The organism is Burkholderia plantarii, assembly GCF_001411805.1.
Lineage (GTDB): Bacteria > Pseudomonadota > Gammaproteobacteria > Burkholderiales > Burkholderiaceae > Burkholderia > Burkholderia plantarii.
Map to the genome: position 1 here is coordinate 1,165,668 of NZ_CP007212.1, position 19,018 is coordinate 1,184,685.

Here is a 19,018-nt window from a genome sequence, read left to right on the forward strand (position 1 = left end):
TTATGGCTCGGTCGCGGCCGTCAGGCCGGTTCGCGCACGTGAAGCTGGCGAGCCTCGAAACGCTGGGCGAGTTCGTCGGACGGCAGTGCGCGGCAAACCAGCCAACCCTGGATGTGATCGCAACCCATTTCGGTCAACAGCGCACGCTGGGCCTCGGTTTCGACGCCTTCGGCGACGAGCTCGAGGTCGAGCGTTTGTGCAAGTCCGACGACGGCCGACACGATCGCGCGATCGTTGCGCGACGTCAACAGATTTTCGACGAAACTGCGATCGATCTTGAGCCGGGCGAGCGGAAACCGTTGCAAATACGCGAGGCTCGAGTAACCGGTGCCGAAATCATCGACCGCAAAACGAATCCCCAGCGCGGCCACTTCCTCGAGCAGCGCCTTCGCCCCGACCGGGTCGTGCATCAGCAGGCTCTCGGTGATCTCGAGCACGATCCGCTGCGGGCTGATGCCGGTCAGCGCGATCGCCTCGCGCACGCCCTGCACGAAACGCGGATCGCGGAACTGCTGCGGCGAGACGTTGACGGCCACGTATTCGAGCGCGATGCCCTGGTCGTCCCACTGCACGATCTGCATGCAGGCGGCCTTCAGCACCCAGTTGCCCAGATAGTGGATCAGCCCGATCGATTCGGCGAGCGGGATGAAGGTGGCGGGCGGCACCATGCCGTGGACCGGATGGTGCCAGCGGATCAGCGCCTCGACGCCGGCCACCGCGCCGGTGCGGCTCTCGGTGATCGGCTGGAAGTGCAGCGAGAATTCGCCGTTGCGCACGCCGTCGTAGAGATCGGCCTCGAGCTTGAGGCGTTCGGCGTCGGTCGGGTCGGCCGCGGTCTGGTGGAATGCCAGCGTGTTGCCGCCGAGCGCCTTGGCCTGCGACAGCGCGTGGTCGGCGCGGCGCAGCAGCGGGCTGTGGTTCTGCGCGCGCTGGCTGCCGGGGCGCTCGTCGGGGTACAGCGCGATGCCGATGCTGGCCGACAGGTGGACCGACTGGCCGTCGTAGCGGTAGGGCGGCTGGATCGCCGCCTGCAGCCGGCGTGCCAGTGCCTGCGCCTGCTCGCGCGCGTGCCCGGGATCGGACGCGCCGAACACGATCGCGAACTTGTCGCTGGCCACGCGCGCGAGGCGTTCGTGGCCGGCGATCACCGAGCGCAGCCGCTGGGCGGTATCGCGCAGCAGCACGTCGCCGGCGTCGTAGCCGAGCCCGCGGTTGATGCGCTGGTAGTCGTCGAGGTCGAGCAGCAGCAGCGCCGCGCAGCTGCCGTCCTCGTCGGCCTCGCGCTGCGCTTCCATCAGCCCCGGGATCAGCGCCGACAGGTTGTCGAGCCCCGTCATCGGGTCGTGATGCATCTCGTAGGTCAGGCGCGCCTCGAGCGCGCGCCATGCCGAAACGTCGAACGCGGCGATCGCGAAGCCGTCCACGCCGGCGTGGCGGCTGCGCACCGCGCGCAGCTCGACGTCGAGCGGATAGGTCAGCGACTTGACGATGCAGACCGTCGCCTTTTCGATATGGCCGGTCTGGTTCGCGCGCGCGAGCAATGCCTCGAGCGTCGCGGTATCCTGCTCGGGGATCAGGTCGCGCAGCGTCAGCGTCCGCAGATAGTCGCGGTGGTAGCCGATGAAGCGCAGGCTGGCCTCGGAGACGTATAAAAACCGCAGGTCGCGGTCGACGTGGGCGAGAAAATCGACGGCGCCGACGGTCTGTTCGAGCCAATGTCGGACGGTGTCGTCGTCGCGTGGGGCGCTGGCGCGGGCAGGCATCAATGCGCCGCCGGACCACGCGAGTCGGCGCAGCGCGCGGAGGGCGTGATGCCATGCGCTCTTGCGGGGCGACGTGTTCCTGTAGGCTTCCATGTTTCTCGCTGGCTGGTGAGGCTGGAACCGTTGGTTCGGTTGCAATAACGGCTATCGGCCACGATTCTTTAGCGAGTGGTGCGGGATTGGTATGCACGCCGCCTCGTTCGCTCGCCAGATTGTTCGGCAGGCGAACGGGGGCGGATTCGGGATCATCTGGGACTTTATTGAAAACAAGGAACGAAATGAAGCGGAAAATAGTGTCCACCCTCGCCGTCGCGATGCTTGCGATGCATGCACTCGTCGCCCAGGCGGTGCTGAAAGCCGGCGATACGGCGCCCGAGTTCACGACCCAGGCGTCGCTGGGCGGCAAGACCTACACGTATTCGCTGGCCAGCGAGCTGAAGAAGGGGCCGGTGGTGCTGTACTTCTATCCGGCCGCGTTCACTACCGGCTGCACGATCGAGGCGCACGCGTTCGCCGATGCCGTGGACGAGTACAAGCAGTATGGCGCGACCGTGATCGGCGTGTCGGCCGACAACATCGGCACGCTGACGAAGTTCTCGGTCAGCGAGTGCCGCAGCAAATTCCCGGTCGCCGCCGACCCGAATGCGAAGATCATCCGCGAATACGATGCGAAGCTGCCGGCCGTGGAGCGCGCGAACCGCATTTCGTACGTGATCTCGCCGGAAGGCAAGGTGCTCTACGAGTACACGAGCATGGCGCCGGACAAGCACGTCGAGAACACGCTGAACGCCGTGAAGGCGTGGGCGGCTGCCCACAAGACGCAGTAAGGCCGTCGAGACGCGCTTCCGGGCCTCGGGCCCGGGTTCGGGATGGGGGCACGCGGCAGGGCCGCGGGCGCCCCGCTTGCGGCCCGCCAGGGGGCTCGGAAGCGATGCGGGAGGCGACGGGCACACGGGGCGGGGCGGGCGGTGCGGGCGGCGAAGCAGACCGCCGCGGCGGTGCTGCCCGATGCCGTGGCCGGCCCGCTGCGGGCCGGTTTTGCGGTGCCCTGGGCTGGAGGCGGCCGTTCGCCCCGTCCGGAGCCGTTCGGAGCCGTCCGAGGCTTCATCGGCCGCTGCCGGCCGCGATCGATGGCCGTCGATCGTTTGACGCGGCTTTGCCGGCCCGGGTCGTGCCGGGCGCCGGCTCCCGGACGCTCCGCCAGATCGCGGCGCGCCGGCGCCCGGTTCAGGCTCGCAGCGCCTGCTCGATCGGACTGCCGCCGCCGATGAAACCGATCGTCTTGCGCGAGATGCCGAGCTTGATCGCCTCGACGGCGGCCCAGGCCACGTCCTGTCGCGCCACCGGCGTGGCGCCGTCCTGCCAGCGGTCGGTCAGCGCGATCTTGCCGACCCCGGGCGCGTCCGACAGCGTGCCGGGCCGCAGGATCACGTAATCGATGCCGGACGCGATCACGCGTTCGTCGCCCTCGCGCTTCATCCGCGAATAATGGACGAGCCAGTCCGGGCCGCGCTCCGGCGCGTAGGCCGTCAGCGAACTGATCACCACCAGCTTCTGCACGTTGCGCGCCTTCGCGTAATCGGCCGCGCGCCCGACCGCGTCGCGGTCGATCGCGATTTCCTCCGGCGCGCCGTCCGCCTCGGCCGAGCCGGCCGCGTAGATCGCGTGCGTGATGCCGTCGAACGCGGCCGAGAAATCGTCGTTCAGGTCGGCCACCACCACCTTCGTGCGCGGCAGCGTGAAGCCGGGCCGGCGCACCAGCGCCGTCAGTTCGAAATCCCGCTGCTCGAGCAGCAGGTCCGCGAGCGCACGGCCGGTTCGGCCGGTCGCGCCGATCAGTAGAATCTTCATCGACATGAAACCGCTCCTTCGATAACGCCGCGTCGGGTCCGGCCGAGCCGGGCGACGCATGGCTCATCAGTGTATGCCGAATCCGCGGCGCTCCGCAGGCGCGGATTCGGCGGTCGGCCGATTGGCCGGGGGCGGCGGGCGGGACGCGGCAGGCCGTTCGTCATCTTACAGAAAGCCGACGCAAATGCGGGCAGCCGGCGGGGCTGCCCCGCAAGGGACGCGAAAAAGGAGAGCGGGGGCGATTCGGGCCGGCAGCGACGCCGCGTGCCGACGGCGTCCGCGGCGCCGGGCGGGCCTGTCTCGGCCCCCCCGGCGCCGTGGCGCGTCACTCGCTCGCGCCGGCCGGCCGAGGCGGCGGATTGCGGCGCGCGCGGCGCCGTTCGGCCGCCACGCGGATCCGGTCCATGTAGAGATAGACGACCGGCGTGGTGTAGAGCGTCAGCATCTGCGAGACGATCAGCCCGCCGACGATCGCGATGCCGAGCGGCGCGCGCAGTTCGGCGCCGTCGCCGTGGCCGAACGCGAGCGGCAGCGCGCCGAGCAGCGCGGCCATGGTGGTCATCATGATCGGCCGGAAGCGCAGCCGGCAGGCCTCGTGGATCGCGTCAAACGACGATTTGCCGTGCCGCGACGCGTCGATCGCGAAGTCCACCATCATGATCGCGTTCTTCTTGACGATGCCGATCAGCAGGATCACGCCGATCAGCCCGATGATGCCGAACTCGGTCTTGAACAGCAGCAGCCCGAGCAGCGCGCCGACGCCGGCCGAGGGCAGCGTCGAGAGGATCGTCACCGGATGGATGTAGCTCTCGTAGAGCATGCCGAGCACGATGTAGATCGCCGCGATGGCGGCCGCGATCAGGAACAGCTGATCGTGCAGCGCCTGCTCGAAGGCCTGCGCGGTGCCCTGGAAGCTGCCGGTGATGGAGGGCGGCATGCCGAGCTCGGCCATGGTCTGGTAGATCGTCTGGGTCGCGTCCGACAGCGCCACGCCGGGCGGCAGGTTGAACGAGATGGTGGTCGCCACGAACAGGCCCTGGTGGCTGACCGACAGCGGCGTGGTGCTCGGCCCGAACGAGGCGATCGCCGAGAGCGGGATCATGGTGGACTGCGAGGTCGAGACGGCCGCGCCCGACGACGCGCTCGACTTGCCGCTCGAGGCGATCGAGTTCAGCGCCGCGTTGCGCGCCGAGTCGCTGGCGATCGCGGCCGCGCTGGTCGCGCTGGTGCCGGCCGTGCCGGTACCGGCGGCGCTGCCCGAGCTGGTGCCCGCTCCGGTGCTCGCGCCGACGAAGGTGCCGGCCGAGGCGTTGGTGGTCTGCGAACCGTTGGCCGTGCCGCCCGAGGTGCTGACGTACACCTGCTTGAGCATCTCCGGATCCTGCCAGTACTTCGGCGCGACCTCCATGATCACGTGGTACTGGTTCAGCGGGTTGTAGATGGTCGACACCTGGCGCTGGCCGAACGCGTCGTAGAGCGTGTTGTCGATCTGCGCGGGCTTGATGCCGAAGCGCGCCGCGGTCGCCCGGTCGATCGTGACCATCGCCTCCAGGCCGCCCTGCTGCTGGTCGGAGTTCACGTCGGCGAGCTTCGGGTTGCGCTGCAGCGCCTCGGTCAGCTTCGGTCCCCACTGGTAGAGCTCGGCCGTCGAATCGGCGAACAGCGTGAACTGGTACTGCGCGTTCGACTGCCGGCCGCCGACCCGCAGGTCCTGCGCGGCCTGCAGGAAGGTGCGCGCGCCGGCCACGCGAGCCAGCTTCGGGCGCAGATCGGCGATCACCTGGTCGGCCGATTTCTTGCGGCCGGGCTTGTCCTTGAGCGAGACGAACATGAAGCCGGCGTTGGTGGCGCGCCCGCCGCTGAAGCCGGCCACGCTCGCCACGTTCGGATCGGACCGGACGATCTGCATCATCTCGGTGAACTTCACCTGCATGGCCTGGAACGAGGTGGACTGGTCGGCCTGGATCCCGCCGATCATCATGCCGGTGTCCTGCTGCGGGAAGAAGCCCTTGGGCACCTTCACGTAGAGCAGCACGTTAAGCGCGACGGTGGCCACGAGCGACAGCAGGATCAGGCGCGGATGGCGCAGCGCCCACAGCACCGAGACGTCGTAGCCGTGCTGCATCCGGTCGAAGCCGCGTTCGAGCCAGCGCGCGAAGCGGCCTTCCTCGCGATGCGCATCGGCCTCGGGCAAGAGGCGCGCGCACATCATCGGCGTGAGCGTGAGCGAGACGATCAGCGACACGCCGATCGCGAGCGACAGCGTCAGCGCGAACTCGCGGAACAGCCGGCCGATGATGCCGCTCATCAGCAGGATCGGCAGGAACACCGCCACCAGCGAGAGGCTGATCGACAGGACCGTGAAGCCGACCTCGCGCGCGCCGTCGAGCGCGGCCTGCGTGCGCGACTTGCCGTTTTCGATATGGCGCGAGATGTTTTCCAGCACCACGATCGCGTCGTCCACCACGAAGCCGGTGGCCACGATCAGCGCCATCAGCGAGAGGTTGTCGATCGAGAAGCCGAGCAGGTACATCGCGCCGAACGTGCCGATGATCGAGATCGGCACGGCCACGCTGGGGATCAGCGTGGCGCGCCAGTTGCGCAGGAACAGGAACACCACCATCACCACCAGGCCCACGGCGATCAGCAGCGTGTGCTCGGTGTCGTGCAGCGAGGCGCGGATCGTGCGCGAGCGGTCGAGCACGGGCGCCACGTCCACGTCGGCCGGCATCGCGGCCTTCAGGCGCGGCAGCGCGGCCTGCACGCGGTCGACCACGTCGATGATGTTGGCGCCGGGCGCGCGGTAGAGGATCACCAGCACGGCGCGCTTGCCGTTGGCGCGGCCGAGGTTGCGCACGTCCTCGACCGAATCGATCACGCTGCCGACGTCGGCCAGGCTCACGGCCGCGCCGTTGCGGTAGGCCACCACCAGGTCGCGGTACTGCGCGGCGGCCGAGGCCTGGTCGTTGGTGTAGAGCTGGAAGCGGTGCGGGCCGAACTCGATGGCGCCCTTCGGGCTGTTGGCGTTGGCCGAGGCCAGCGCGGCGCGCACGTCCTCGAGGCCGATGCCGTAGTGGAACAGCGCGGGCGGCTCCAGCTCGACGCGCACCGCCGGATTCGCGGAGCCGAACACGTCCACCTCGCCGATGCCCTGGATCTGCGAGAGCGACTGCTGCAGCACGGTGGAGGCCGCATCGTAGACGCGCGACGGCGCGGCCGTGTCGGACGTGACCGACAGCACCATGATCGGCGAATCGGCGAGATTGACCTTCTGGTAGGTGGGGTTGCTCTTGAGGCTGGCCGGCAGGTCGGCGCGCGCGCCGTTGATGGCGGCCTGCACGTCGCGCGCGGCGCCGTTCAGGTCGCGGTCGAGCACGAACTGCAGGCTGATCAGCGCGTTGCCGAGCGAACTCGTCGAGGTCATCTGCGAGACGCCCGCGATCGAGCCGAGGTGCCGTTCGAGCGGGCTCGTCACGCTGGTGGCCATGGTCTCGGGGCTGGCGCCGGGCAGCGCCGCGAACACCGAGATGGTCGGGAAGTCGACCTGCGGCAGCGGCGAGACCGGCAGCTTCGCGAACGCGAACAGCCCCGACAGCGCGATGCCGAGCGCGAGCAGCGTGGTCGCGATCGGGCGGTGGATGAACAGGCGCGACAGGTTCATGGCTTACGCGCCCGTGTCGTTCGCGTCACCGCCGGCGGCCGGCCGGCGCCGCTCGAACGCGCGGCGCACGCGGCGCGCGAGCGAGTCGAAGCCGAGGTAGATCACCGGCGTGGTAAACAGCGTGAGCACCTGCGAGACGATCAGCCCGCCCGCGATCGCGATCCCGAGCGGCTGGCGCAGCTCGGAGCCGGCGCCCGAGCCGACGATCAGCGGCACTGCGCCGAGCAGCGCCGCGAGCGTGGTCATCAGGATCGGCCGGAAGCGCAGCAGGCAGGCCTGGTAGATCGCCTCGCGCGGCGGCTTGCCTTCCACGCGTTCGGCCTCGAGCGCGAAGTCGATCATCATGATCGCGTTCTTCTTGACGATGCCGATCAGCAGCACGATGCCGATGATGCCGATGATGTCGAGGTCGTGGCCGGTGATGATCAGCGCGAGCAGCGCGCCGACGCCGGCCGACGGCAGCGTCGAGAGGATCGTGATCGGATGGATGTAGCTCTCGTAGAGCACGCCCAGCACGATGTACATCGTCACCACCGCCGCGAGGATCAGGAACAGCTGGTTCGACAGCGACGACTGGAACGCCAGCGCGGCGCCCTGGAAGCGCGTCTGGAACGAGGCCGGCAGCGCGAGCGCCTTCTCGGCCGAGACGATCGCCTTCACGCCCTCGCCGAGCGAGGCGCCCGGTGCCAGGTTGAACGACACCGTGGTGGCCGGGAACTGGCCGAGGTGGGTGACCAGCAGCGGGGCGGGGCGTTCGTGGAACTTGGCGATCGACGACAGCGGCACCTGCCCGCCGCCCGCGGCCGGCAGGTAGATGCCGTTCAGCGACTCGGCGTAGTACTGCATCTGCGGCTCGGCCTCGAGGATCACGCGGTACTGGTTCGACTGCGTGAAGATGGTCGAGACGATGCGCTGGCCGAACGCGTCGTAGAGCGCGTTGTCCACGGTGGCCGGCGTGATGCCGAAGCGCGCCGCGGTGGCGCGGTCGATCTCGACGTAGACCGACTTGCCGTTGGCCTGCAGGTCGGTGGCCACGTCGGCCAGCGCCGGCTCGTGCTGCAGCTGGCGCACCAGCTTCGGCACCCAGGTGGCGAAGTCGTCGGGGTTCGGGCTCGTCAGCATGAACTGGTACTGCGTCGGGCTGACCGTCGAGTCGATCGTCAGATCCTGCACCGGCTGCATGTAGAGCGAGATGCCGGGCAGGTCGGCCACCTCCTGCTGCAGGTCGCGGATGATCGAGGTGGCCGATTCGCTGCGGTCGTCGCGCGGCTTCAGGTTGATCAGCATGCGGCCGCTGTTGAGCGTGATGTTCGAACCGTCCACGCCGATGAACGAGGTCAGGCTGTCGACGTTCGGGTTCTTCAGGATGCGCGCGGCCAGCGTCTGCTGGCGCTCGGCCATCGAGCCGTAGGAGACCGCCTGCGGCGCCTGCGTGATGGCCTGGATCACGCCGGTGTCCTGCACCGGGAAGAAGCCTTTCGGCACGAAGATGTAGAGCAGCGCGGTCAGCGCCAGCGTGAGCAGCGCCACCACCAGCGTGGCGGCCTGCCGGTCGAGCACCCAGCGCAGCGCGGTGGCGTAGCGCGCGATCACGTAGTCGATCGCCGCGTGGACGCGCGTCTCGAAGCGGTGCTGGCCCTTCGGCGGCGTGTGGCGCAGCAGCTTCGCGCACATCATGGGCACCAGCGTCAGCGACACCACCGCCGAGATCACGATGGTCACCGCCAGCGTGATCGCGAACTCGTGGAACAGCCGCCCCACCACGTCGCCCATGAACAGCAGCGGGATCAGCACCGCGATCAGCGAGACCGTCAGCGAGATGATGGTGAAGCCGATCTGGCGCGAACCCTTGAGCGCCGCCTCGAGCGGACTCTCGCCTTCCTCCACGTAACGCGCGACGTTCTCGATCATCACGATCGCGTCGTCGACCACGAAGCCGGTGGCGATGGTCAGCGCCATCAGCGAGAGATTGTTCAGCGAGAAGCCGGCCATGTACATCACGGCCAGCGTGCCGATCAGCGAGAGCGGCACCGACAGGCTCGGGATGATGGTGGCGTAGACGTTGGCGAGGAACAGGTACATCACCAGCACCACCAGCACCACCGAGAGCATCAGCTCGAACTGCACGTCGCGCACCGCGGCGCGGATCATGGTGGTGCGGTCGGTGACGATCTGCACGTCGAGCGCGGCGGGCAGCGTTTCCTGCAGCTTCGGCAGGATCGCCTTGATGCTGTCGACGGTCTGGATCACGTTCGCGCCGGGCTGGCGCTGCACGTTGACGATGATCGCCGGTTCCGCGTCGACCCAGGCGCCGAGCTTGGTGTTCTCGGTGCCCGCCACCACCTTCGCGACGTCGGTCAGCATCACCGGCCGGCCGTTCTTGTAGGCCACCACCGCGCTGTTGTACTGGTCGGCGCTGGTCAGCTGGTCGTTCGCGTTGATCGTGTAGGCGCGCGTCGGGCCGTCGAAGTTGCCTTTCGGCGTGTTGACGTTGAGGTTCGAGATGGTGGTGCGCAGGTCGTCGAGGTTCAGCCCGTACTGCGCGAGCGCGAGCGGGTTGGCCTGGATCCGCACCGCCGGCCGGTTGCCGCCCGACAGGCTCACGAGGCCCACGCCGGAGACCTGCGAGATCTTCATCGCGAGGCGCGTATCGGTCAGGTCCTGCACCTGCGAGAGCGGCAGCGTCTTCGAGGTGATCGCGAGCGTGAGGATCGGCGCGTCGGCCGGATTCACCTTCGCGTAGATCGGCGGCGCGGGCAGATCCGACGGCAGCAGGTTGCCGGCCGCGTTGATGGCCGCCTGCACTTCCTGCTCGGCGATGTCGAGCGGCAGGTCGAGGCTGAACTGCAGCGTGATCACCGAGGCGCCCGCCGAGCTTTGCGACGACATCTGGTTCAGCGACGGCATCTGCCCGAACTGGCGCTCGAGCGGCGCGGTGACCGAGGAGGTCATCACTTCCGGGCTCGCGCCGGGGTAGAAGGTCTGCACCTGGATGGTCGGGTAGTCGACCTCGGGCAGCGCGGCAAGCGGCAGGAAGCGCAGCGCGAGCAGGCCGGCCAGCATGATCGCGGCCATCAGCAGCGCGGTACCGACCGGGCGGAGAATGAAGAGACGTGACGGATTCATCGATCAGGCGTCGTCATTGCGCGGCGGATTGGGACGCGCCGTGATGGCGATGGCCGTGGGCGCCGGAGCCGGCGTGCGCCCGCGAGGCGCCGGACGCGGCCGAGGCCGCCGCGGCGCCCGATGCGCCGGAGGCGCCGGCCGGATGAGCGGCCGGGATCGTGATCTTCGCGCCTTCGCGCAGGCGATCCACGCCGTCGGTGACGACGCGCTCGCCCACCTGCACGCCCTGCGCGATGCTGGTGCGCTCGCCGTCGACCGGGCCGGGCTTGACCTTGCGTACCGTGACCGTGTTGTCGGGCTTGACGATGTAGACGAACTGGCCGATCGAGCCGGTCTGCACCGCGGCGGTCGGCACGATCACCGCGTCGCGCAGCGTGTCGACCAGCAGCCGGGTGTTGACGAACTGGTTCGGGAACAGCGCGTTGCCCTGGTTGGCGAAGATCGCGCGCAGCTTCAAGGTGCCGGTGGTGGTGTCGATCTGGTTGTCGAGGGTTTCCAGCGAGCCGGTTTCGAGCGGCACCGTGTTGTTGCGGTTGTAGGCCGTGACCGACAGCGTCCGGCCCGCGTTCACCTGCTTGAGGATCGGCGGCAGGTTGTCTTCCGAGGTGGTGAAGATCACGCTCATCGGCTGCAGTTGCGTGATCACCACCAGGCCGTTGGTGTCGCCGGGCGTCACGTAGTTGCCGGGATCGACCTGGCGCAGGCCGACGCGGCCCGAGACGGGCGCCGTCACGCGCGCGTAGGTCAGGTTCAGCTTGGCCGAATCGATCGAGGCCTGGTCGGTCTTGACGGTGCCTTCGTACTGCTTGACGAGCGAGGCCTGGGTGTCGGCCGTCTGCTGGGCGATCGAGTCCTGCGAGACCAGCGTCTGGTAGCGCTTCAGGTCCAGGCGCGCGGTGGCGAGCAGCGCCTGGTCGCGCGCGAGCGTGCCTTCGGCGGTTTCGAGCGCGACCTGATACGGGCGCGGATCGATCTGGGCCAGCACGTCGCCCTTTTTCACCATCTGGCCTTCGGTGAAGTTCACCGATTGCAGGTAGCCGGACAGCTGGGTCTTGACCGTCACGTTGGCGAGCGGCGTGACGGTGCCGAGCGCGGACAGCACGATCGGCATCTCGCCGCGCGTGGCGGTGGCGACCTGCACCGGCTGCGGCTGGTTCGCGAACGCGGCCGGGCCGCCATGGCGGCGGCCGCCCGCCTGGCCCGCGGCCTGATCGCTGGCCGGCGCGGCGGACGGCTTCCACGGGTGCCACCAGAGCAGCGCCGCGCCGATCACGACGACGGCAACCACGCCGATCACGACCGGCCGGCGGCGATGGCGCGGTGGCGGGTCCTGGGGCGCGGGGGCGGGGGAGCGAGGCGTTTGCGGTTCCTGATTATTCATTTTCGATCTGGCTGACGCTGACGTGAGCGGGCGAGGGAGGCGCCGCGCGGGCCCGCTATCGTAGCGGGCCGCCTCGGGCGGCGAAAGAGTGGAGCGCGCCGGCAGGGCGCGAAGTTGCATGATGCTACGTTGCCGGCCGGGCAATCGTCCAGAGCACTTTCTTTCAACCGTTTACTACGGTAACGACATGTTTTCGCGGCGTGACGCCGTGGTGACGCGGGGATGACGTTTCGCCGACGCGATGGCGGGGGCTGTCCTGGCCGCCGCCGCCACGGGGCGCGGCGGCGGCGCGGGGCCGGGCATGGGGCGTGCCTCGTGCGTCGGAGGGGCCGCAGCGCCATGTCGGGGCGCCGTGTCGGCGTACCCGGCCGGGCGCGGTTGACTTCGTGATCAGCGCGCGTCGCGCGGCGGGATCTCGCCGCCGATCTCGCGCGTGATGCTGGCGATGCACTCCTGCATGGCGGGCACGGCGGTCTCGAGCAGCCATTCGGCCGGATACTGTTGCGCGGCGCCGCCGCAATTGACGGCGTAGCGCTGGCCCGACGGACCGACGAAGCCGGCCGCGATCGCGTTGAGCCCGTCGCGCCATTCGCCGATCGCGAGCGAATAGCCGTTGCGCAGCGTATCCTCCAGGGCGGCGTTGAGCCGTGCCACCACGAGCGGCCAGTCGTCGCCGTGGGCCGCCTGCAGCGCGCCGAGCAGCTCGCGGCGTTCGTCTTCGTCGAGCGCGGCCAGATAGGCGCGGCCGACGGCGGTGCGTGCGATGTCCATCCGCGAGCCGATCTCGAGCCGCGTGACGAGCACCGCCGAGCGCGGCCGGATCACGTCGATCGCGACCATGTCGAGCCGGTCGCGCACGGCGAGATGGACCGACAGCGAGGTGCGCTCGGCCAGCTCGCTCAGGAACGGCCGCGAGCGGGCGCGGATGTCGAAATTGCGCAGGAAGCCGTTGCTCAGTTCGAGCACCGAGGCGGTCAGCACGAAGCGTTCGCTGTCGGGCAGCCGGAACAGGAAACCGGCGCCGACCAGCGTCGCGGTGATGCGCGAAACGGTTGGTTTCGGGATGCCTGTCAATTCTGTCAGTTCCCGGTTGCTGACCGGAGCGTCCGCGGCCGCGATCCGGCGCAGTACCGCGAGCCCTCTGGCGAGTGCCGAAATCTCGTCCGTGGACGATTCCCGATCCCGTGAAGCGGCAGCTGCGTTATTCAATATCGACACGAAACTCTCTCTTTTTTGCGAAACAAAATTTCAAATTTTCTTAAATAGTACGACAAATAGCGATTCGTGCATGTTTTAAAGCCAACTTTGCATGCAATGACAAAGTCTCGCAGATGCCCTGTTTTTTAGGGTTTAACCCGCTGCGCATGTCGGAAAATTCACAATCTGACCGTATTTTTCGCTTGACTTGTCATCGGGAAACGGAAAAAATGTACCTGAATTTCGAAACAACGTTTCGCCGAATTTTAGGTAACGAGGTTTCGATGCAGTCTCTCAGGTTCTAGCACGGCCCTCGGAATGGCTAGAACTTTTTTAGCGCCACGGTCCCCCGTGGCGCTTTTTTTTTGTTTTGTCGGAAGGTAGTCGATTTCCCAATATGTGAGAAATTGACTGAAAAACGGCTGGCCAGACCGGGGTATTTCGAGGCCGGGAGCCCGAATCGGGCGCAGATGCCGCGCGGTCGACACGAAGTGCAGCTAACGGCACAGAAAAAAAGCGCGCCGCGGAGGCCCGCGGCGCGCTGTCGTGAAACCCGGCATGAACCGATGAAACGATGTTTCAAAAAATAGACAGACCGGTCTCACCCATAATCCTGCGCATTCAAGCGAGGCGAATGGCGGCGGATTCGGCGGTCAGATAACCCACGCTCGCGCCGAAACGATCCTTGTATTGGGTTCTCACCAGCGGATCGAGCGTCGCTTTCACCTTGTCGTGAAGCGGCGATTCCCAATCGCCGACATGCTGAAAGTTGCTCATGATGTAAGTCCAGCCATGGATTTCATCCACCGCGTGCAGGCCGGTCGATTCGGCGCCGGACGGGCAGGACAGCACGCGCGACAGCGTCTTCGTATCGACCTGGTAGGCCCACAGGAAGTTGTTCACGTGCATGCCGGAGTCCTCGCCGATGAACAGCGTGCGCAGCTTCTGCGAGAACTTCAGGTTGTCCGGGTTCGCGATCCGGTCCGCGTTCGCCGTGTTGCCGAGCGCGTCGGCCGTGGCGAGATCCTCGCCCACCAGCGCGGCCGGCGCGCTCATGTCCACCGGCACCCAGTCGCTGTCGATCGCCGTGCCCGAGGTATCGCGCTGGCCGCCCTTCAGGTTCAGCGCGTAGACGGCGCCGGACGCAATCCTGCGATCCACCGCCACGTCGCGCGACACCGCGTTGCCCTTGACCATCGAGGTCTCGATCCGCGACATCGCCGTGTAGACCACCTTGTCGCGCGTATCCACCGTCGTGCCCTCGAGCTTCGTGAAGCCCATGCTGGCGCCGATCAGCGCCGCGTAACGATGGGTCTCGAGGAACGCCGCGGCCTGCTCCATGCCCGGCTTGATGCGAATCCAGTTGAACTTGCCGCCGTAGTGGATCGCCGTGTAGGACGCGTCGGCCGGGTCGGTGGTGGCGAGGTCCATGATGTCCGATGCCTTCAGCGTGTTGGCGAGCGCCTCGATCTCGGCGCTGGTGGCATGGCCGATGCGCAGCCACGTCAGCGTCGCGGCGCCGGCGCCGGCCGACGAGGTCTGGTTCCACTTCGCCACGTACAGCGTGCCGGCCGACAGGTCCGCCGGCTGGTCGGCGATGAACATGAACAGGCCGCCGTTGGTCGCGTCGTCGCCCATCATCACGGTGCGCTGGTCCGGCATCACCTGGATCAGCTCGTGCGAGATCCGGCCGAGACAGTAGTGCTTGCGGATCGTGCCGGTGCCGTCGGGATTGACCGTCACTTCGGGCAGGTGGCCGTAGTGGTAGGGATTCGCCGTGGCCGTGTTGCCGAACGTGTTCTGGCTGAACGCGAGGAACTGCGCGTCGGTGGCGGCCTGGGTCGCGTCCGGCTCGTATTCCTCGCTCGATAGGTGCGTGTTCCAGGGCGACAGGCTCGCGCCGCAGGTGATCCAGAGGCCGTGCGCCGCCGAGGTGTCGACGTTGTGATACTTGACGAGCGTGAGCGCGCCGGTGGCCGGATCCTGGTCGAGCGTGAGCACCGCGATCGGCGAGGGCAGCCGGCCGTAGGTCGAATCGCCGTTCTGGTTGCGCGTGGTGTATTCGAACTGCACCACCGCGAATACCGGTTTGCCTTTCACGCCCGCCACGTTCGCGTTGGCGAGCGTGAGCAGCGAGCTGCCGTCCGGGCAGTCCGAGAAGAACTGGCGTTCGCTGCCGGCCTTCGAGCGATCGACGATCGGCCGGTTGGCGATGTCGTAGTAGCCGCCCGCGAGCAGCGTGCCGCCGTTGCCGTCCGGCACCGGGTCGCCGGTCGTGAAGAACGGCCGGTAGGCGAGCCGGTAGTCGTGCGTGCTGCCGTCGGTGAACGAGACCGACAGCGTCGAGCCGACCGTGGTGGTGGCCATCGCGGCCGGGTTGGCGAGCGTCGGCGCCGGCATCGAGACGAATGTCGCGGCCGCGAAGCTGGCCGCGGGCGCGGTGCCGGTGCCGCCGCCGGTGCTTCCACCGGCGGGCGGGCCGCTATCGTCGTCGTTGCCGCAGCCGGTCAGCAGCGCGGGCAGGGCGAGGCCGCCGAGCGGCAGCATCGGGGCGCCGACGAGGAGTCTCAGCGCGTGGCGGCGGGAAAGTTGGGTCGGCGCGGTCATGGGGTGTCCAGGTTCGTATCGTGAGTGGGGACGAAGTTTTCGAAAGTAAAAAGAAAGCTTCGACGAGCCTGGCGCAGTCTAGATTGGAGATATGAAAGTAATTTGAATGGTATTTGAATGGATTCTCGACCATGCGGGCGGGCGCCTCGCCAGCCGGGGAGCCAGTGCGGGCGCCCTGCCCGGTCAGGCTGCGTCGTCCGCTTGCGGCGCGGTGGGCCAGTAATGACTGTCGGGCGTCGAGCGGGCGCCGAAGATCGCCTGGCCCACCCGCACCACGGTGGCGCCTTCCTCGATGGCGATCTCGTAGTCGCCGGACATGCCCATCGACAGTTCGTCCAGCCGCACGCCGGCGGGCGCCGTCTCGCGCAACCGGTCGCGCAGTGTCCGCAGCCGCGCGAAGCAGGCGCGCACGCGTGTTGCGTCGGCGGAGAACAGCGCCAGCGTCATCAGCCCGCGCACGCGCAGCGACGCATAGGCGGGCAGCCCGGCGAGGAACGGCGCGAGTGCGTCGGGCGCGAGGCCGTACTTGCTCGCTTCGTCCGAGGTGTTGACCTGCACGAACACGTCGAGCGCGCGGCCCTCGGCCTGCAGCCGCCGATCGAGCGCCGCGGCCACGCGCAGGCTGTCGAGCGCCTGGAACTCGGCGGCGAAGCGTGCAACGAGCCTGGCCTTGTTGGTCTGCAGATGCCCGATGACCGACCATTGCAGGTCCGGCAGGTCGCGCATCGCCTCCCACTTCCCGTGCGCCTCCTGCGGCTTGTTCTCGCCCAGCTCGCGACAGCCGGCGGCATGGGCGAGGCGCAAGTGGGCCTCGTCCATGGTCTTGCTCACGGGCAGCAGCCGAACGCTGTCCGGCGCGCGTCCGGCCCGCCGGCAGGCCGCCGCGATGCGCGCGCGTACCGCGTCGAGATTGGCGCGGAAGTCGTCCACCGATTCGGCGCGCGGCCAGCGATTGTGCCGGTCGTGCCGGGTGAGGGTCGGGACGGGAGGATCGCTTTCGGGCACGGCATGTACCTGTGCTGGCTTTGTCATAGGACAAAGTCTAGCATGCGGGCCGGCCGGCAAGGTCGGGCGGGATGTCCCGGGCTGACTTAGCCGCCGAGGCAGCGCCGCAGGTCCTGCGCGAACGTCGCGCACTGCTCCGGCTCGATGTCGGAAATGGTGATGCGCAGCCCGTGGACGCGCTCCTGTACCGAGAACGCCTCGCCGTGCCGCACCAGCCAGCCGAGCGCGGCCAGCTCGGCGACCACGGCGGCGTCGTCGCGCTCGAGCGGCACCCACAGATTGAGCCCGTCGGCGTGGGCGTGAACGCCGATGCCCTTGGCCGTCAGCGCATCGGCCAGTGCCTGCCGGCGGCGCGCGTAGTCGGCCCGGGCCTGCTCCATCAGTTCGGCGAAGCCTGGGCGCGTGACCGTCATCTCCACCACGTCCTGCAGCAGATGGCTGACCCAGCTCGTGCCCGAGGCGAGGCGCAGGCGCAGGCGTTTCGCGGTCTGCGCGTCGCTCGCGATCGCGGCCACCCGCACGTCGGGGCCGAGCGCCTTGCTGAACGAGCGCACCAGCGCCCAGCGCGCCGCGCCGCGCGGCAGCACCGAGTGATAGCCGGCGGTGGCCAGCGAGGCGAAGTGATCGTCGATCACCACCAGCGTTTGCGGGTATTTCGCCAGCACGCGCGCGAGCGCGCGGGCGCGCTTCGCGCTCAGGTTGCAGCCGGTGGGGTTATGGATGCGCGGCGTCAGGATCACGGCCTGCGCGCCCTTCGCGAGCGCCGCCGCCAGCGCCGGAGCCAGCATGCCTTCCTCGTCCACCGGCACGCCGAGCGGCTGGCAGCCGGCCGTGCGCAGCGTGTTGATGCTGCTGAGAAAGCAGGGATTCTCGACCGCGACCTTGTCGCCCGGCACCAGGTAGGCGCCGAGCAGGCGCTCGACGGCATCGACGGCGCCGTGCGCGAGATCGACCTCGAACGGCACGGGTGCGTCGGGCGCCATCCATTTGCGGATGTAGCTCTCCAGGCCCGGATTGACCGTGGCGGCGCCATAGAGCCGCGGCTTGTAGGGCCGCACATGGAACGCGGCCGTCAGGTCCGGCAGCCAGCGGGCGCCAGGATTGCCGCTGGCGAAGTCCATCAGCTGCGTGTCGGCGCGCGCGCCTTCCTGCTCGCCGGGCGTGGCCGGATCGCGGATGGTGGTGCCGAGGCGCCCCTGCGCCTGCGCGATGCCGGCCGTCACGAGCCGCCGGTAGGCCGCGGCCACCGTATTGCGGTTGACGTCGAGTTCGACGGCCAGATCGCGCACGGGCGGCAGCGAGGCGCCCGGCGGCAGCTGCCCGGACTGCACCAGGGTACGGATGCCGTCGAAGATTTCGGTCGCGGTCTTGCCTGAGAATTTCATATGTCCTGGGACATTGGGAGGATCGGAGGCCGCCGGGCCGTGCAGGATGCACCCGGCGGCAGCCGCGATTTTGCCCGATTTCGCCGCCTCGGCCGTGTGCATCCGACAGGCCAGGCCATCAGGACGGGGCGCGGCGCGCGGGCCGGGAGCGCCGGGCATCGGCTTGACATCGACGAACGGCCGTCTCTAGAATAATTTGTCCTATGACAAAGAGCCGTGCTGCCGCGATACCCGGCAGCGTCGCCGCTTCGACCGCCTTCACCGCATGCCGGCCCGCGCCGGCACCTCCCAGGAAGCCGCCATGAACGTTCATTTCGTGATTCACGAAGCCTTCGAGGCGCCCGGCGCCTACGAGACCTGGGTAACGACCCGCGGCCACCAGGCCGGCTATTCGCGTGTCCACGCCGGCGACGCGCCGCCGGCGTCGAGCGCGGGCATCGACCTGCTGGTGGTGCTGGGCGGCCCGCAGTCGCCGGCCACCACGCGACAGGAATGCGCGCACTTCGACTCGGCCGCCGAGCAACGCCTGATCGCGCAATGCATCGCCGACGGCAAGGCCGTGGTGGGCGTCTGCCTCGGTGCGCAACTGATCGGCGAGGCGCTGGGCGCGAAGGTCGAGACGAGCCCGCAGAAGGAGATCGGGCAGTTCCCGATCACGCTGACGCGGGCGGGGCGCGCGAACGGCAAGTTCGCGGATTTCCCCGACACGCTCGAGGTCGGCCACTGGCACGGCGACATGCCGGGCCTGACCGCCGGGGCGACGGTGCTGGCGGCGAGCGAGGGCTGCCCGCGCCAGATCGTGGAGTACGGCGAACTCGTCTACGGCTTCCAGTGCCACATGGAGTTCACGCCCGAGGTGATCGAGCTGCTGATCGCGGCCTCGGCGCGCGAGCTGGCCGCGCTCGCGGCGCATCGCTTCGTGCAGCAGCCCGCTGCGTTGCGCGCCAACCGGCCGGAGGCGATGCGGGCGATGAACGAGGTGCTGTTCGGGTTTCTGGATCGGTTGATGGCCGCCTATGCGGCACGCCGTGCTTAGGACAAA

At 68.6% G+C, this 19,018-nt stretch carries 11 protein-coding genes; 2 read left to right on the forward strand and 9 right to left on the reverse strand.

Features of this window, described 5'->3' with window-relative positions; translation table 11 throughout:
• Positions 1 to 20: 20 nt before the first annotated feature.
• Positions 21 to 1,763 (reverse strand): putative bifunctional diguanylate cyclase/phosphodiesterase, encoded by a 1,743-nt coding sequence (cdpA, locus tag bpln_RS05165; protein WP_208459487.1) that lies wholly within the window; start codon positions 1,761 to 1,763, stop codon positions 21 to 23.
• Positions 1,764 to 2,041: 278 nt separating this feature from the next.
• Between cdpA and bpln_RS05170 the strand changes: the two genes are divergently transcribed.
• The gene (locus bpln_RS05170; RefSeq protein WP_042624276.1) at positions 2,042 to 2,590 is read left to right on the forward strand and encodes a peroxiredoxin; all 549 of its coding nucleotides are present in this window, start codon (positions 2,042 to 2,044) and stop codon (positions 2,588 to 2,590) included.
• Between the two features lie 400 nt (positions 2,591 to 2,990).
• Here the strand turns inward: bpln_RS05170 and bpln_RS05175 are convergent, their stop codons facing one another.
• The 8 genes from bpln_RS05175 to ptsJ all read right to left on the reverse strand — a co-directional run bounded on the left by bpln_RS05175 (position 2,991) and on the right by ptsJ (position 17,976).
• Complete coding sequence (locus bpln_RS05175; RefSeq protein ID WP_042624277.1) at positions 2,991 to 3,620, reverse strand: SDR family oxidoreductase; 630 nt, start codon at positions 3,618 to 3,620, stop codon at positions 2,991 to 2,993.
• Between the two features lie 319 nt (positions 3,621 to 3,939).
• Complete coding sequence (locus tag bpln_RS05180) at positions 3,940 to 7,275, reverse strand: efflux RND transporter permease subunit (RefSeq protein WP_055138233.1); 3,336 nt, start codon at positions 7,273 to 7,275, stop codon at positions 3,940 to 3,942.
• Between the two features lie 3 nt (positions 7,276 to 7,278).
• Positions 7,279 to 10,401, reverse strand: coding sequence for an MdtB/MuxB family multidrug efflux RND transporter permease subunit (locus bpln_RS05185; RefSeq protein ID WP_055138234.1), 3,123 nt, complete (start codon positions 10,399 to 10,401; stop codon positions 7,279 to 7,281).
• A 13-nt stretch (positions 10,402 to 10,414) separates the two neighbouring features.
• Entirely contained in the window at positions 10,415 to 11,782 is a 1,368-nt protein-coding gene (locus bpln_RS05190; RefSeq protein ID WP_055138235.1) for an MdtA/MuxA family multidrug efflux RND transporter periplasmic adaptor subunit, read from the reverse strand.
• Between the two features lie 390 nt (positions 11,783 to 12,172).
• Positions 12,173 to 13,000 (reverse strand): IclR family transcriptional regulator, encoded by an 828-nt coding sequence (locus bpln_RS05195; protein WP_055138236.1) that lies wholly within the window; start codon positions 12,998 to 13,000, stop codon positions 12,173 to 12,175.
• A 600-nt stretch (positions 13,001 to 13,600) separates the two neighbouring features.
• Complete coding sequence (locus bpln_RS05200) at positions 13,601 to 15,586, reverse strand: PhoX family protein (RefSeq protein WP_055138237.1); 1,986 nt, start codon at positions 15,584 to 15,586, stop codon at positions 13,601 to 13,603.
• Positions 15,587 to 15,769: 183 nt separating this feature from the next.
• Positions 15,770 to 16,618, reverse strand: a complete 849-nt coding sequence (locus bpln_RS05205) for a YggS family pyridoxal phosphate-dependent enzyme (RefSeq protein ID WP_042624283.1) — start codon at positions 16,616 to 16,618, stop codon at positions 15,770 to 15,772.
• Between the two features lie 59 nt (positions 16,619 to 16,677).
• Complete coding sequence (ptsJ, locus tag bpln_RS05210) at positions 16,678 to 17,976, reverse strand: MocR-like B6 salvage transcription factor PtsJ (RefSeq protein WP_055138238.1); 1,299 nt, start codon at positions 17,974 to 17,976, stop codon at positions 16,678 to 16,680.
• A 301-nt stretch (positions 17,977 to 18,277) separates the two neighbouring features.
• Between ptsJ and bpln_RS05215 the strand changes: the two genes are divergently transcribed.
• Complete coding sequence (locus bpln_RS05215; protein WP_055139448.1) at positions 18,278 to 19,012, forward strand: glutamine amidotransferase-related protein; 735 nt, start codon at positions 18,278 to 18,280, stop codon at positions 19,010 to 19,012.
• Positions 19,013 to 19,018 lie beyond the last annotated feature (6 nt).

What these genes read in the sequence shown, in the direction of transcription:
- cdpA (WP_208459487.1), bottom strand. Translation starts at nt 1,763, where the DNA reads ATGCCTGCCCGCGCCAGCGCCCCACGCGACGACGACACCGTCCGACAT.
- bpln_RS05170 (WP_042624276.1), top strand. Translation starts at nt 2,042, where the DNA reads ATGAAGCGGAAAATAGTGTCCACCCTCGCCGTCGCGATGCTTGCGATG.
- bpln_RS05175 (WP_042624277.1), bottom strand. Translation starts at nt 3,620, where the DNA reads ATGTCGATGAAGATTCTACTGATCGGCGCGACCGGCCGAACCGGCCGT.
- bpln_RS05180 (WP_055138233.1), bottom strand. Translation starts at nt 7,275, where the DNA reads ATGAACCTGTCGCGCCTGTTCATCCACCGCCCGATCGCGACCACGCTG.
- bpln_RS05185 (WP_055138234.1), bottom strand. Translation starts at nt 10,401, where the DNA reads ATGAATCCGTCACGTCTCTTCATTCTCCGCCCGGTCGGTACCGCGCTG.
- bpln_RS05190 (WP_055138235.1), bottom strand. Translation starts at nt 11,782, where the DNA reads ATGAATAATCAGGAACCGCAAACGCCTCGCTCCCCCGCCCCCGCGCCC.
- bpln_RS05200 (WP_055138237.1), bottom strand. Translation starts at nt 15,586, where the DNA reads ATGACCGCGCCGACCCAACTTTCCCGCCGCCACGCGCTGAGACTCCTC.
- bpln_RS05205 (WP_042624283.1), bottom strand. Translation starts at nt 16,618, where the DNA reads ATGACAAAGCCAGCACAGGTACATGCCGTGCCCGAAAGCGATCCTCCC.
- ptsJ (WP_055138238.1), bottom strand. Translation starts at nt 17,976, where the DNA reads ATGAAATTCTCAGGCAAGACCGCGACCGAAATCTTCGACGGCATCCGT.
- bpln_RS05215 (WP_055139448.1), top strand. Translation starts at nt 18,278, where the DNA reads ATGAACGTTCATTTCGTGATTCACGAAGCCTTCGAGGCGCCCGGCGCC.